Here is a 13,229-nt window from a genome sequence, read left to right as displayed (position 1 = left end):
TTGGTGCTGGTGTCGATGGCCTCCCAGCCGTCGCGGCGCGGTTCCAACCGCACATGCCAGCGGGAGATCCGGTCGTCGCTGATCCGCATCGCCGCGCCGGCGTCCCTGCCGATGACGGCGACTCCGGTGTGCGGGCCAAAGGTCTGCGCGTCGCGTCCGATTTGCACTGTCAGGGCGGGGGTGAGTGGGGCCGCCACGCCATGGTCAGTTGTCACTGCTCGCTCGCCTCTCTGCTCGCCGCGCCTATCAGATGCTACATCTTTCCTGCGACGTTTACCGCGCCCGTAGGCACGGCACCGCTTCGATTTTTCTGCGTCACACGCCCGGAAGCCGAGCCCAACAGCCTCCTGTGGCCCTGCGCTGCACCGGTAATCGTAGCGCAACAACGGACTATCTCTGCAGTTCAATGGCCATTTCAGTCGCGTTACTGCTCCCGCGACACCGCTTAAGACGTAGCGCTACGAATGTTGTGTTGCAACAGTCCCCATGTTGGTTTAAAGTCGTTGCATCCGCACCAGAAATGAGAGAGCAGCGATGAGTGCACTTGTAGCGCCCCAGTGGCGGCCGGCTGAAGGTTTTGTCCCGGTATGCGCGGCCGACCCAGACCGGTGGACCTCCGCCGACCCCGACGACGAGGCGAAGGCTTTGTGCTGTGTGTGCCCGCGACGCTGGCAGTGCGCTCGCGAGGCGTTGGAATTGCCGGATGTCGAAGGACTTTGGGCCGGGATCGTGATTCCCGAGGCGGGACGGTCGCGGGAGTTCGCGCTACGTCGCCTGCGTTCGCTGGCCGAGCACGGCGGCTGCCCGGCCCGTCCTCGAATCCGGCGCCGGCACCGGATTGCCCTGGCCGAGGAATTGGCAGGCTGATGAGCGTGGGGACGATCTTGCGCAGCACCGTGCTCGCCGCCGTGGGCCTCTCCGTCATGCTCACCGGCTGCACGGTCACCACCGCCGGCCGGCCGGCCGCGGGACCTGACCTCGGTCGCTGGCAGCCGCCGCCGATCCAGGCCGGGCAACTCGACGGCCTGCTGCTCGGCCCCAGCGAAGTCAACGCGATCGGTGGATCGACCAACATGGAGGTACGTCTGGCCATCTCGCGGATGAGCTACGACGACGACGCCGTGAGCAACCTGAGCTGCCTGGATATCTACTCACCGATCGAAGGGACCGTCTACCGCGACAGCAGCTGGAACGCCGTCAGTGGACAGGTCCTCAACGACGCCGTCGCGCTGGGCAGCCCCCGGCACGCGCTGATTCAGGCGCTTGTCAGTTTCCCGGACGCCGAGACGGCGCAGCAGTTCTTCCGCCAAGCCAAACGACGGTGGTCCGCGTGCGACGGCAGGTCCGTCACCGTCTTCCGGCCCGGGCACCCCACCTCCACCTGGGCATTCCGCGATGTCGCGACGACCGACAACACCCTGACCGCGACGCAGCTGCCCAGCTTCGCCAACGGCTACACGTGCCAGCGCGCGATGGGGCTGCGCAACAACGTGATCATCGACGCGCTGTGGTGCGGGTTCGACACGACCACCCAAGCGGGCGAGGTCGTCACCAAGATCAGCGCCGCGCCAACGCCCGGTTGACCGCAGACACCACCGCGCGCAGCGAGGCGGTGGTGATCGACGGCGCGATCCCGACACCCCAGACGGTCCGGTCACCCACGGAGGCTTCCACGTACGCCGCCGCCTGGGCGTCGTCACCCGCGCTCATCGCGTGCTCGGAGTAATCCAGGACGGCCACGTCGAAGCCGACGGTGCCCAGCGCGTCGATGAAGGCCGCCAGCGGGCCGTTGCCGGAACCGCTGATCTCGGTCTCCACCCCGTCGATCTTCACGGTCGCGGTGATGCTCGTGACACCGGTGTCTTCCTCGGCGGCGTCGACCCGCTGCCGCATCCGCTCCAGCGGCCGCACCGGGGCCAGGTACTCCTCGGCGAATGCGTCCCACATCTCCTTCGGCGAGACCTCGCCGCCTTCTCCTTCGCTGATCTTCTGGATCACTCGGGAGAACTCGATCTGCAGCCGTCTCGGCAGGGCCAGGCCGTGGTCAGCCTTCATGATGTAGGCCACCCCGCCCTTACCGGACTGCGAGTTGACCCGGATCACCGCCTCGTAGGTGCGGCCGACGTCCTTGGGGTCGATCGGCAGATAGGGCACCTGCCACAACATGTCGTCCATATCGACGTCGGCGGCATCCGCATCCACCTTCATCGCGTCCAGACCCTTGTTGATCGCGTCCTGGTGGCTGCCGGAGAACGCGGTGTAGACCAGGTCGCCGCCGTAGGGGTGCCGCTCGTGCACCGGCAGCTGGTTGCAGTACTCCACCGTGCGTCGGATCTCGTCGATGTTGGAGAAGTCGATCTGCGGGTCCACGCCGCGGGAGAACAGGTTCAGCCCCAGCGTCACCAGGCAGACGTTGCCGGTACGCTCGCCGTTGCCGAACAGGCAGCCCTCGATCCGGTCTGCGCCGGCCTGATAGCCCAATTCGGCTGCGGCGACGGCAGTCCCACGGTCGTTGTGCGGATGCAGGCTCAGGATGACCGACTCCCGGTTGGCCAGGTTGCGGCTCATCCACTCGATCGAGTCGGCATAGACGTTGGGCGTGGCCATCTCCACCGTCGCAGGCAGGTTGAAGATGATCGGGTTCTCCGGCGTCGGCTGAATCACCTCGCCGACGGCGTTACACACGTCCCGCGCGTATTCCAGCTCGGTCCCGGTGTAGGACTCCGGCGAATACTCGAAGCGCCAGTGCGTGCCGGGGAACTTGGCGGCTTCCTCGACGCACTTGCGGGCGCCGTCGGTCGCGATGGCCTGCACCGCGGCCCGGTCCGCGTGAAAGACCACGCGGCGCTGCAGGATTGACGTCGAGTTGTAGAAGTGCACGATCGCCCGCGGGGCGCCCTCGCACGCCACGAACGTCCGCTCGATCAGCTCCGGTCGGCACTGGGTCAGCACTTGGATGGTGACGTCGTCGGGAATGGCGCCCTCGGTGATGATGTCGCGAACGAAATCGAAGTCGGTCTGGCTGGCCGACGGGAACCCGACTTCAATCTCCTTGTAGCCCATCCGAACCAGCAGGTCGAACATGCGGCGCTTGCGGGCCGGGCTCATCGGGTCGATCAGCGCCTGGTTGCCGTCACGCAGGTCCACCGCGCACCACAGGGGAGCACGGGTTATGACACGGTCTGGCCAGGTGCGGTCGGCGAGCGTGATGGGCTCGACTTCCTCGGCGAACGGCCGGTACCGGTTGATCGGCATTGACGTGCCGCGCTGGGGATTCCAGGTGGGCTGGTCGGGCCCGGGCGGACCCGCGGGTTTGTTGATGGTGCGGGTTGAAACGTATGAATCGGGGTTAGTAGTCACGGTGATTGCTCCGGGGATGTCAGAAGGGAACTTCAGACCGGCGCATCGCGAACACCCGCGACGGGAGGCCAGTCTGGATCAGACCCCGTCGCGGCGTCCGAGAAGGAGCACCCGCTGCACGTTGTGCACTCTACCGCTATCCGCGTCGCGACCAAAACGCGTCAGAACGGTGGCGGGTCGTGGTCGGGGTCGGGTGGTGGGCTGCCGTCGGCCGGTGGGACGACCCCGGCGGCGCGGTCTTGATGGTTGCGGTGGCGTTCGGCGGCGATGTAGCGGGCCCGGTTTTCCGCGCGGGTGGAGGCCCGCAGCGGCATCATGGCGGTGCGGTCCCCGCAGCGCTGCCCGGCTGTTGGTGCCGGTGAGGGCAGATCGCCGGTCGGTGCGCACAGGGCGGGGAACAGCAACGTGCTGCCGGGTGTGGTGACGTGGGTCTGTCCTGAGGGCAGCGTCCAGATGAGAGTTCCGTCGGGTAGCTGTCGGTCGCGCCAGCCCCAGAAGGTCTTCACCAGGTGGTGGGTGGAGCATTTGCAGCTGAGATTGGAGGCGTGGGTGGGCCCGCCTTCAGACCAGGGGATGACATGGTCGACTTCACATCGGCTGGCGGGCACATCGCAACCCGGTGCTCGGCAGGTGAGATCGCGGGCGCGGATGAAGGCGGCCAGTTTGGCGGAGGGCCGGTACTGGGCTTCGGGTGGCGCGTCGGCAGGGTGAATCAGGGGTTGCAGGCGGGCGGTCTTGGCGAGTTCGGCGATGACTTCGGCGGGAACCAGCCAATCCGAGCCCAGGACCACCCCCGGGGCGGGGTTGCGGCCCTCGGCAGTGGCTTGATCGGCGACCACATGAATCACGACCGGCGAAGCCGGGGCCGGAGCTGCGGTGCAGTCGGTGCTCTCGCATCGACAGGCCAGTCGGTCGGCGCCTGCGGCCAGTGCGCCCAGGGCATCGGCCCGGCGCTGGTTGTGGGTCCGCGGATCGTTGGGGCACACCGTTGCGATCAAAACATCCAGTCGGCGGCTCAGCGCGTGCGCATCGGTAGTGAACAATCGCCCCGTCACCTCGCTGATCCCCGAGTCGGTGTCCCAGATCGACACCGCACGATCGTCGGCCTTCTCACGGGTCCGGCGCATCGCATCGGGATCGGCCATCGCCACGACCCGATCGATCGCATGGGACAGACTGCCGCGTGTCATCGACGGCCAGCGCCCCACCCGCAGCGCCAACTGGCCATCCACCCGGGCCAGGATCTGCTCGTCGGTAATCAGATCGGTGCGGAACACGATCGTCTGAAATGTCTGGTAATCGATATCCCCGGCCCGAAACACGGCCGCCACCTCCGGCAACCGCTCGAGCATGGCCAGCCCATACCGCATATAGCTGCCGGCCATCGCCTTACTGATCCGCAGCGCCGCGGCGACCTCAGCCCCCACCGCGGTCCAGGTGTCCACTGCCCACTCCGGCTCCTCGCCACGCTCCACGCGGCGCAACTCGAACAGCTTGCCGATCGCTTCCAACCGGGCCGCTGCGGCCCGGGCCTCGGCGCGTCCGGCCGCACCCATGGCTTCGATGAGCGCTCGCGACTCGTCGGTGTCGGAGGGTTCGAAGTGGTCAGCCAACCGGGGATCGCACATGTGTTCGATTATATATGAGCTCACCGACATGGCGGCGAGTCCCTGTTTCCAGATGATCCGGGGGCCAGCGCCACGAAAATCGAGATGCGGCGGCACGTATCCTGTTGTGGACTTAATCCCGGAGGAAAAGCAACATCCCGGAGGAAAAGCAACAGTGGCCCTCGTCGTGCAGAAGTACGGCGGATCCTCGGTGTCCGACGCCGACCGGATCCGCCGCGTCGCCGAGCGCATCGTGGAGACCAAAAAGCAGGGCAACGACGTCGTCGTCGTCGTCTCTGCCATGGGGGACACCACCGATGACCTGCTGGACCTGGCTCAGCAGGTCTGCCCGGTGCCGCCGCCCCGCGAACTGGACATGCTGCTGACCGCCGGCGAACGCATCTCGAACGCGTTGGTGGCCATGGCGATCGAATCGCTGGGCGCGCATGCCCGCTCGTTCACCGGATCGCAGGCCGGCGTCATCACCACCGGCACCCACGGCAACGCGAAGATCATCAACGTCACGCCTGGACGGCTGCAAGCCGCGCTGGACGAAGGGCGCATCGTTCTGGTCGCCGGATTCCAGGGCGTCAGCCAGGACACCCGCGACGTCACCACGCTGGGCCGCGGCGGCTCCGACACCACGGCGGTCGCTTTGGCCTCGGCGCTGAACGCCGACGTTTGCGAGATCTACACCGATGTGGACGGCATCTTCAGCGCCGACCCACGCATCGTGCACAACGCCCGCAAGCTCGACACGGTCACCTTCGAGGAGATGCTCGAAATGGCGGCCTGCGGCGCCAAGGTGCTGATGCTGCGCTGCGTGGAATACGCCCGCCGCTACAACATTCCGGTGCACGTCCGCTCGTCGTATTCGGACAAGCGAGGCACCGTCGTCGTCGGATCGATAGAGGACATAGCCATGGAAGACCCCATCCTGACCGGCGTCGCGCACGACCGCAGCGAGGCCAAGGTGACCATCGTCGGGATACCCGACATCCCGGGATACGCGGCCAAGGTGTTCCGGGCCATCGCCGACGCTGACGTCAACATCGACATGGTGCTGCAGAACGTCTCCAAGGTCGAGGACGGCAAGACCGACATCACATTCACCTGCTCCCGCGACGTCGGGCCCACCGCCGTCGCCAAACTGGACTCGCTCAAGGACGAAATCGGCTTCACTCAGTTGCTCTACGACGATCACATCGGCAAGGTGTCGCTGATCGGCGCGGGTATGCGCAGCCATCCCGGAGTGACGGCGACCTTCTGCGAGGCGCTGGCCGCGGTCGGGGTCAACATCGATCTGATCTCCACCTCGGAGATCCGCATCTCGGTGTTGTGCCGCGACACTGAACTAGACAAGGCCGTCGTCGCGTTACATGAAGCGTTTGGGCTCGGCGGCGAGGAGTCGGCGACGGTGTACGCGGGAACGGGACGGTAGATATGGGCGCGCATAGCGTGTCAATAGGGGTAGTAGGTGCCACCGGCCAGGTGGGCCAGGTGATGCGCGCGTTGCTGGAGGAGCGCGACTTCCCGGCGGACACGGTGCGGTTCTTCGCGTCGGCCCGCTCGCATGGCCGCAAGCTGTCTTTCCGCGGCCAGGAGATCGAGGTCGAAGACGCGGCGACCGCCGACCCGACCGGACTGGACATCGCGCTGTTCTCGGCCGGCGGTGCCATGTCGAAGGTGCAGGCGCCGCGGTTCGCTGCCGCCGGGGTGACCGTGATCGACAACTCGTCGGCGTGGCGCAAGGACCCCGACGTGCCGTTGGTGGTGTCCGAGGTGAACTTCGCACGCGACGCGCACCACCGACCCAAGGGGATCATCGCCAACCCGAACTGCACCACCATGGTGGCGATGCCGGTGCTCAAGGTGCTGCACGACGATGCCCAGCTGGTGCGGATGGTGGCCTCGACGTACCAGGCCGTCTCCGGCACCGGCCTGGCCGGGGTGGCGGAGCTATCCGAGCAGTCGCGCGCGGTGGTCGACGACGCCGAGCAGCTGGTCCACGACGGCGGCGCACTCGCGTTCCCGTCGCCGAAGACCTACGCGGCGCCGATCGCGTTCAACGTGCTGCCACTGGCGGGATCGCTGGTGGACGACGGTTCCGGGGAGACCGACGAGGACCAGAAACTGCGCAGCGAAAGCCGCAAGATCCTCGGCATTCCCGACCTGCTGGTCAGCGGCACCTGTGTGCGGGTTCCGGTGTACACCGGTCACTCGCTGTCGATCAACGCCGAGTTCGCCCGGCCACTGTCACCCGAGCGGGCCCGTGAACTGCTCGACGGCGCCCCGGGCGTGAAGCTGGTCGACCTGCCGACACCGTTGGCGTCGGCCGGAGTCGACGATTCACTGGTCGGCCGGATCCGGCACGACCCCGGGGTGCCCGACGGACGGGGTCTGGCGCTGTTCGTCTCGGGCGACAACTTGCGCAAGGGGGCGGCGTTGAACACTATCCAGATCGCCGAGCTGCTGGTCGCCGAGTTGTGACGCGGGGGTGAGTTCCGCCCGGGTCGCGCGGTTGGCCGCGGCAGTATTGTGTTTGCTTGCGACACCGTCTTTTTGGGGCCTAATAGGCTCCGCACACGCTGATCCGCCGGCGCCCATACCCCAGCCGATCCTGCCGCCGTTGGCGCCGGGGCAGGTGCTGCGGATCGGTCCAACAGCCGGGACCGGAACCCCTACCGGCGATTACGGAATCGGCGCCACCGACCTGTGTGAGTTCGTCGAGTTCCCGACCGAGCTGCTGCAGGTCTGCGGCGACAGCTTCGCCGGCCAGGGCGTCGGGTTCGGCGGCTGGTACTCGCCGGTCGCGCTGCACGTCGACACCGCATCGGTCGACGACCCCGCCGGGGTGCGCTACACGGGCGTCACCGGGATCGGCAAACCGCTGCTGGCCGACCCGGCTCCGCCGGGAGCGTCGCAGCTACCTGCCGGGGTGGTGCAGATCAACCGACGCAATTACCTGATGGTGACGACGACCAAAAACCTGATCCCGCAGAGCTCGCGGTTGGTGATGGCCGAACCGGCGCGCGGCGGCTGGCAGACCATTGCCGGGTCGCGGCGCGACGCCTCCTACCAGGCCGGCACGCAGACGCAGATCAGCGGCTACTACGACCCGATCCCTACACCCGATTCGCAGGCCGGGTGGGTGTACATCGTGGCCAACAGCTTCACCCGCAGGGATCCGGTGGTGCTGTACCGGGCCACGCCGCAGACGTTCGCCGACCGGTCCAAATGGCAGGGCTGGGCGGCCGGACCCGGCGGGGGCTGGGGTAAGAAACCGACACCGCTGTGGCCGGACGCGGTGGGGGAGATGTGCGTCCGCCAGATCGACGGCAAGACGGTGCTGTCCTATTTCAACGCCGGCACCGGCAACATGGAGGTCCGGGTGGCCAACGACCCGACGTCGCTGGGGTTCGCGCCGGTGACCACCGTGGTGCAGGCCGGCGACTGGCCCGATCCCGCGGAAAGCCTGCCGCCGCCGTATGACAACCGGCTGGCGCAGCCGTACGGCGGGTACATCTCGCCCGGTTCCACACTCGACGAGCTACGAATCTTCGTCAGCCAGTGGGACACTCGCGCGCGGGTCACCGCGCCGTACCGCGTCATCCAATTCGCCGTCAACCCGTTCAAGCCCTGATCAGGCTAACGCCAAGACAAGCAGGAAGGGGCCGATCACCAGCAGGAGCGGCAGCCAGATCGGAGCGGTGAGCAGGAGGAACGGAATCAGGATCGGCAGCTCCAACAGGGCGAGAACTAAGACGACGTTGGCGACTCCGAATTGGGCGTAGAGCGCGTCCAAGATCGTGTTCGCGGTGTTCACCGGGATCTGCAAGAACGCTTTGATGTCGCTCAAGAACGCCGTGATGGTGGCCTCGATGTCGGAATAGGAGAGCGCCGCGGCATTCAAGGTGTGCACAAACTGGTCGTTGAACGCCGCCGCCTTCGTCGCGATCCCTTGATAGCTGGTGGCATGCGCCGAGAACAGTGCCGCGATGCGTGTCGACACCTCATCGGCGGCGGCGGGTAGCACAGAGGTGGTCCGGACCGCCGCCGCCATGTGGGCCGCGCTGACGTTCGTGCCGATGGTTGCCAAATCCGTTGCTGCCGAGGTCATCAATTCCGGCCCCGCGATCACATATGACATCTCGCACCTCCTAGCAGCCGCCCCAGTATGTGCCTTTCGTTTGAGTTCGGTGTGCGTAGTGGACTACTGCATTTGGCGAGACGCATACTGCAATTTCGCCGCCCCGGAAGGCCCCGGCCGGACTAGCCTCAAATGCCATGGCCGCCGGCAAACGTCTTGCACACATCGTTCTTCAGAGCGGGCAAATGCCAGTGCTCAGGGACTGGTACCTGAAGGTCCTCGACGCCCATGTGGTGTTCGAGAACGACTTCCTGTCGTTCATCACCTTTGACGACGAACACCATCGGCTGGCGATCGCGCAGTTGCCACTGGCTACTCCGCGAACCGCGATGACGGTAGGGCTGGCGCACTCCGCGTACACGTTCGGCGATCTCGGCAGCCTGCTAGAGAAGTACCTGGATCTGAAGGAAGCGGGCATTGAGCCGCGCGCGCCGGTGCAGCATGGCCCCACGACGTCGATCTACTACCGCGACCCCGATGGCAACATGGTGGAACTGCAGATCGACAATGTGCCACCGGAGGAAGCGACGGCCTACATGCGCGGTGAAGAGTTCGCCCGCGACCCGTTTGGGCCGTCCTTCGATCCGGATGTCATGTTGGCCGCGTTGCGTTCAGGTGTCCCGGAATCCGAGTTGACCACGCGGGCCTGGGCGATGACCTGTGCTCAGCTCAACGTTCCCGAACTGTTGCTGACCTGAGGCTTCCGGGCAGCTTGTACCGCCAGTGTGACGGCCAATACCAATAGCGAAACCAGCCAAATCGCCATAGCGATGAAAGGAATTTTTGCCTCACTGGCAAGCCGATCGTGATAAAGAGGCGTATAGCCTGCGCCGATAAAGCCGTAGAGGTAGGTAAGAGATAGTCCTAATCCAGCAAGCCCGCTAAGGCCAATCGGCCAGACAGAGCTATTTCCAAACCGCTTTCGAAGTGCGGTGGCGAACACAACCAGACCGATGCATGTCACGAGCAGAACCAAAAAATAAGGAAAATCGAGCACCCATAACCCGCTATAAGCGGAGTTTACGTTTCGCCACGATGTCCAGTACTGGACCTGATAGGCCCTGATGGGTCTCAGAAAGTGAACGGCGGATAATACGGCTGCGGCGGCCCCAGCGCAGATTGGCGCCAGCCGACTGCTCCGGCTTTGTCCGCGCGTAAATATGAGACCCAACAACAAGAACGCAGCCGCCGTGGTCAGCCACGATAGGCCGAAAAGAAATTCTACATCTCGTACAATTCTGTCATCGCCAATGTTTACCTGGGCCGCTCCGCTCCATAGAAACGCGTCGTATTCGACGCGTTGTTCGATGATGGGACGTCCATATTGCTTAAATACGAGCACAATTGCTGCACCGCCGAAACATGCCGCAAGAATCAGAAGTGTGGCACAGACACCTGTTTGCCATCTCCTTGCCGCGGTTGAGGCATGTGCGAGTGCACTCGCGCGGACGGTCTCGTCGGCTGGCCGGGGAATCGGTGAGCGCGGGGGAGGCGTGGGCGGGAACGGCACGGCTGCTGGCCGGTTGGGCGGACTAGACGGGGGCGGCGATGCCGGCGGCGCAATCGGAATCGGTGCCGTAACCGCGTCGTGGGCTGCGGTGGCCAGTTCGACGGTGGTGGCGTAGCGCTGGTTGGGGTCCTTGGCCATGCCGGTGGCGATGACGGCGTCGAACCTCGCGGGCACCCGCGGATGGGTTGCTGACGGTTGTGGCGGCGGCGCGTTCAGATGCGCGGCCACCAGACCAGCCATGCCGTTTCCCGCGAAAGGTGGCTCCCCGGTGAGGCATTCGTAGAGTACGCAGGCCAGGGCGTAGATGTCGGCGCGTGCGTCGTCGTCGGCCTTGTCGCTCAGCCGCTCGGGCGCCATGTACTGGAAGGTGCCGATCGCGTTCCCGGTGCCGGTGAGCCGGGTCTCGTCGAGGGCGCGGGCGATGCCGAAATCGATGAGATAGGCGTAGTCGTCCTCGTCGAGCAGGACATTGGAGGGTTTGACGTCGCGATGGACCAGTCCGACCTTGTGTGCGGCGTGCAGCGCCTTGGCGACCTGCTCGATGATGCGCGCCGCGCGAGCCGGTTCCAGCGGACCCTCGACCAGCACGGTCTGTAGGTCGCGGCCCTCGATCAGGCGCATGTCCACGTACAGGCGTCCGTCGATCTCGCCGTAGTCATGTATCGGGATGACGTGCGGGTTGTGCAGTCGCGCCGCGGCATGGGCCTCGCGGCGGAAGCGCTGCAGGAACATCTGGTCGTCGGCGAAATGCGCGGGCAGGACCTTGATCGCCACCTCACGGTCTGTGCGCGTGTCATAAGCACGCCAGACTTCCCCCATGCCGCCGCGACCGCGCAACTCCACCAGGCGGTAGCGCCCGAACGGCGTTCCCTCCAATGAAGTGCCCCCCACTGACCCGGACCGGTGTTTGCACAGCGAACCCACCGCAAGGACCGATGATGGCATCTGCACCCGGGATTCGCAGGCACCTAACAATATTTTCTGGGCTCGACGGCTACTCGCTAACGGCCGGCTCCGTGCTCCGTTTGCGCCGCGCGACCATCCAGGCGACCAGGCCCGCGGCCATCAGCAACAACCCTCCGCCAACCGCCCAAGGCCACCAGGTGCTCTTGGCCTCCTCGGGAGCGGCCAATTCCGTCAACAATGTGCCATTGTCGATCGGGCCGACACCGGGCAGGGACTGTGTCCTGGCCACCGTGACCTGGCCGCCATTGCGCGGATCGTCGAGTTGACCCCAGGCCAGCGTGGAGTCGTCGAGCAGGAACGTGTCCTGGCTGCCCACAGGCTGGCTACCGTCGTGCCCCACCACCAGCACCTGGCCGACCTCGATGGTCTGGTTGGCGGCCGGGATGCGGGCCGACACGTCTGTCAAAAGCATGTCATTTCAGACTCACAGGAAAATGACAGGGTTCTCATCGACGACGGTCGGAATCGTTCAATGGCATCTCGGCCGGAGATTTGCAGCCGCATTCGCGACGGCCTAGGCGTGCAGGCGATGACCTGCTTCCCGTCCTTCCCGCGATTCGCCGGCGCGGTCTTCGCCGAGGGGGAAGACAAGGAACTCGCTCGGTTGTGCTCCCAGGCGTGGAACGACTTTCACCTCGACGAATGGGCCGCAACCGCACCCGACCGGTTCATCCCGGTCGCCGTGGTGCCCTTCTGGGACCTCGACGCCAGCGTCGCCGAAATCTACCGGGTCGCCGAAAAGGACGCCAAGACAGTGACATTCCCGGATCTGCCCGACAAGCTCGGGTTGCCCTCGGTGCACTCCGACCACTGCGATCCGCTGCTGTCGGCGGTGGAGGAGACGGGAATGGTGCTGGCCCAGCACTTCGGGTCGGGCGGATTCCCGCCCCCGATCGCACCCGACGCGCCGTTCGCGGTGTTCATCACGCTGATGGGCACGATGTCGATGACGGCCATGACCGACTGGCTGTTCTCCAACACCCTCTACCGGCACCCGCGGTTGAAGATCGGCTTGTCTGAGGGCGGGATCGGTTGGATCCCATACATTTTGGAGCGATGTGACAGCGTCTGGCGCAAACACCGCTTCTACAACAACATCAGGAGCACCCGCCGAGTTATCTGTTCAAGAAGCACATCCACGGTTGCTTCATCGAAGACGACTTCGGCGTCGAGGTGCGCCACGGCATGGGCATCGATCGCATCACCTGGGAATGCGACTACCCGCACTCGGACTCGTTCTGGCCCCGCAGCCGCGAACGTGCGGCCGAGGCACTCAAGGACGTGCCCGACGACGGGTAGTGGGTCAGTTTGAATCACCGGGTTCGCCGCGCTGCTCGATTAAGAAAACCGAACCCGGAGAATCTGCTTTTCACCGCCCTAGCCGTCAGTGCATTCTTTAGAAAGATGCCGGCAACGTTGCTGAGGAGACCCTTATGAGCCGAAAGGTCGAGTTCGTGTTCGGCGCCCTGTTCGCGTTGTTCTTCGCGGGTTGGATTGTCTTCGACATGCCGGTCGCACTCGGCCTAATCAACAAGTCCGCTGGTTGGTACGCAAGAGTGATAGACCCGATTTTCCTCAACCCGCCGTCGTGGCTGAGGACGGTCGGCTGGTTCGCGTTCGGCTACGGCCCCTTCTA

General features: G+C 65.4%; 13 protein-coding genes and 1 pseudogene. 8 read left to right on the top strand and 6 right to left on the bottom strand.

Features of this window, described 5'->3' with window-relative positions; genetic code table 11:
* Positions 1–215, bottom strand: a 215-nt coding sequence (locus tag VML93_RS19200) for an FHA domain-containing protein (protein ID WP_325613101.1), incomplete at its 3' end; no start/stop codon positions are given.
* A gap of 319 nt (positions 216–534) precedes the next feature.
* Here VML93_RS19200 and VML93_RS19195 point away from each other — a divergent pair.
* Both VML93_RS19195 and VML93_RS19190 read left to right on the top strand, forming a co-directional pair.
* A complete protein-coding gene (locus VML93_RS19195) occupies positions 535–867 on the top strand; it encodes a WhiB family transcriptional regulator (RefSeq protein WP_325613099.1) in 333 nt (110 codons plus the stop codon).
* Positions 867–1,583, top strand: coding sequence for a sensor domain-containing protein (locus VML93_RS19190; protein ID WP_325613098.1), 717 nt, complete (start codon positions 867–869; stop codon positions 1,581–1,583). The genes VML93_RS19195 and VML93_RS19190 overlap by 1 nt, the downstream gene beginning before the upstream one ends.
* On the opposite strand, the gene leuA is transcribed toward VML93_RS19190, so the two are convergent.
* Together leuA and VML93_RS19180 are read right to left on the bottom strand one after the other, a co-directional pair.
* On the bottom strand, positions 1,558–3,360 hold the full coding sequence (gene leuA / locus VML93_RS19185; RefSeq protein ID WP_414686394.1) for a 2-isopropylmalate synthase: 1,803 nt from the start codon (positions 3,358–3,360) through the stop codon (positions 1,558–1,560). The two genes, VML93_RS19190 and leuA, sit on opposite strands and share 26 nt — an antisense overlap.
* Positions 3,361–3,521: 161 nt before the next feature.
* Positions 3,522–4,988: an HNH endonuclease signature motif containing protein gene (locus VML93_RS19180; RefSeq protein ID WP_325613096.1), complete on the bottom strand. Its 1,467-nt coding sequence runs from the start codon at positions 4,986–4,988 to the stop codon at positions 3,522–3,524.
* A 154-nt stretch (positions 4,989–5,142) separates the two neighbouring features.
* On the opposite strand from VML93_RS19180, the gene VML93_RS19175 reads away from it, so the two are divergent.
* Genes VML93_RS19175 through VML93_RS19165 form a run of 3 tightly spaced genes read left to right on the top strand, consistent with a single transcriptional unit; the run spans position 5,143 to position 8,610 of the window.
* Positions 5,143–6,408, top strand: a complete 1,266-nt coding sequence (locus VML93_RS19175) for an aspartate kinase (protein WP_325613095.1) — start codon at positions 5,143–5,145, stop codon at positions 6,406–6,408.
* Positions 6,409–6,410: 2 nt separating this feature from the next.
* Positions 6,411–7,457 (top strand): aspartate-semialdehyde dehydrogenase, encoded by a 1,047-nt coding sequence (locus VML93_RS19170; protein WP_325613093.1) that lies wholly within the window; start codon positions 6,411–6,413, stop codon positions 7,455–7,457.
* 31 nt (positions 7,458–7,488) lie between these two features.
* Positions 7,489–8,610 (top strand): DUF4185 domain-containing protein, encoded by a 1,122-nt coding sequence (locus VML93_RS19165; protein WP_414686395.1) that lies wholly within the window; start codon positions 7,489–7,491, stop codon positions 8,608–8,610.
* On the opposite strand, the gene VML93_RS19160 is transcribed toward VML93_RS19165, so the two are convergent.
* Positions 8,611–9,117: a PE family protein gene (locus VML93_RS19160; protein ID WP_325613091.1), complete on the bottom strand. Its 507-nt coding sequence runs from the start codon at positions 9,115–9,117 to the stop codon at positions 8,611–8,613.
* Positions 9,118–9,254: 137 nt separating this feature from the next.
* On the opposite strand from VML93_RS19160, the gene VML93_RS19155 reads away from it, so the two are divergent.
* A complete protein-coding gene (locus VML93_RS19155; protein ID WP_325613090.1) occupies positions 9,255–9,815 on the top strand; it encodes a VOC family protein in 561 nt (186 codons plus the stop codon).
* Here VML93_RS19155 and VML93_RS19150 read toward each other — a convergent pair.
* Positions 9,782–11,503 carry a serine/threonine-protein kinase gene (locus tag VML93_RS19150; RefSeq protein ID WP_325613088.1) on the bottom strand — a complete coding sequence of 574 codons (1,722 nt, stop codon included), beginning with the start codon at positions 11,501–11,503 and terminating at the stop codon, positions 9,782–9,784. The genes VML93_RS19155 and VML93_RS19150 overlap by 34 nt on opposite strands.
* Before the next feature lie 118 nt (positions 11,504–11,621).
* The gene (locus tag VML93_RS19145; protein ID WP_325613105.1) at positions 11,622–12,005 is read right to left on the bottom strand and encodes a hypothetical protein; all 384 of its coding nucleotides are present in this window, start codon (positions 12,003–12,005) and stop codon (positions 11,622–11,624) included.
* A gap of 60 nt (positions 12,006–12,065) precedes the next feature.
* Here VML93_RS19145 and VML93_RS19140 point away from each other — a divergent pair, with 60 nt between their 5' ends.
* A complete protein-coding gene (locus VML93_RS19140; protein WP_414686393.1) occupies positions 12,066–12,905 on the top strand; it encodes an amidohydrolase family protein in 840 nt (279 codons plus the stop codon).
* 121 nt (positions 12,906–13,026) lie between these two features.
* Positions 13,027–13,229 (top strand): annotated as a pseudogene (locus tag VML93_RS19135) (hypothetical protein); the annotation flags it as partial.

This window comes from Mycobacterium sp., from assembly GCF_035499775.1.
GTDB lineage: Bacteria > Actinomycetota > Actinomycetes > Mycobacteriales > Mycobacteriaceae > Mycobacterium.
This window is presented reverse-complemented; position numbering and strand designations above follow the sequence as displayed.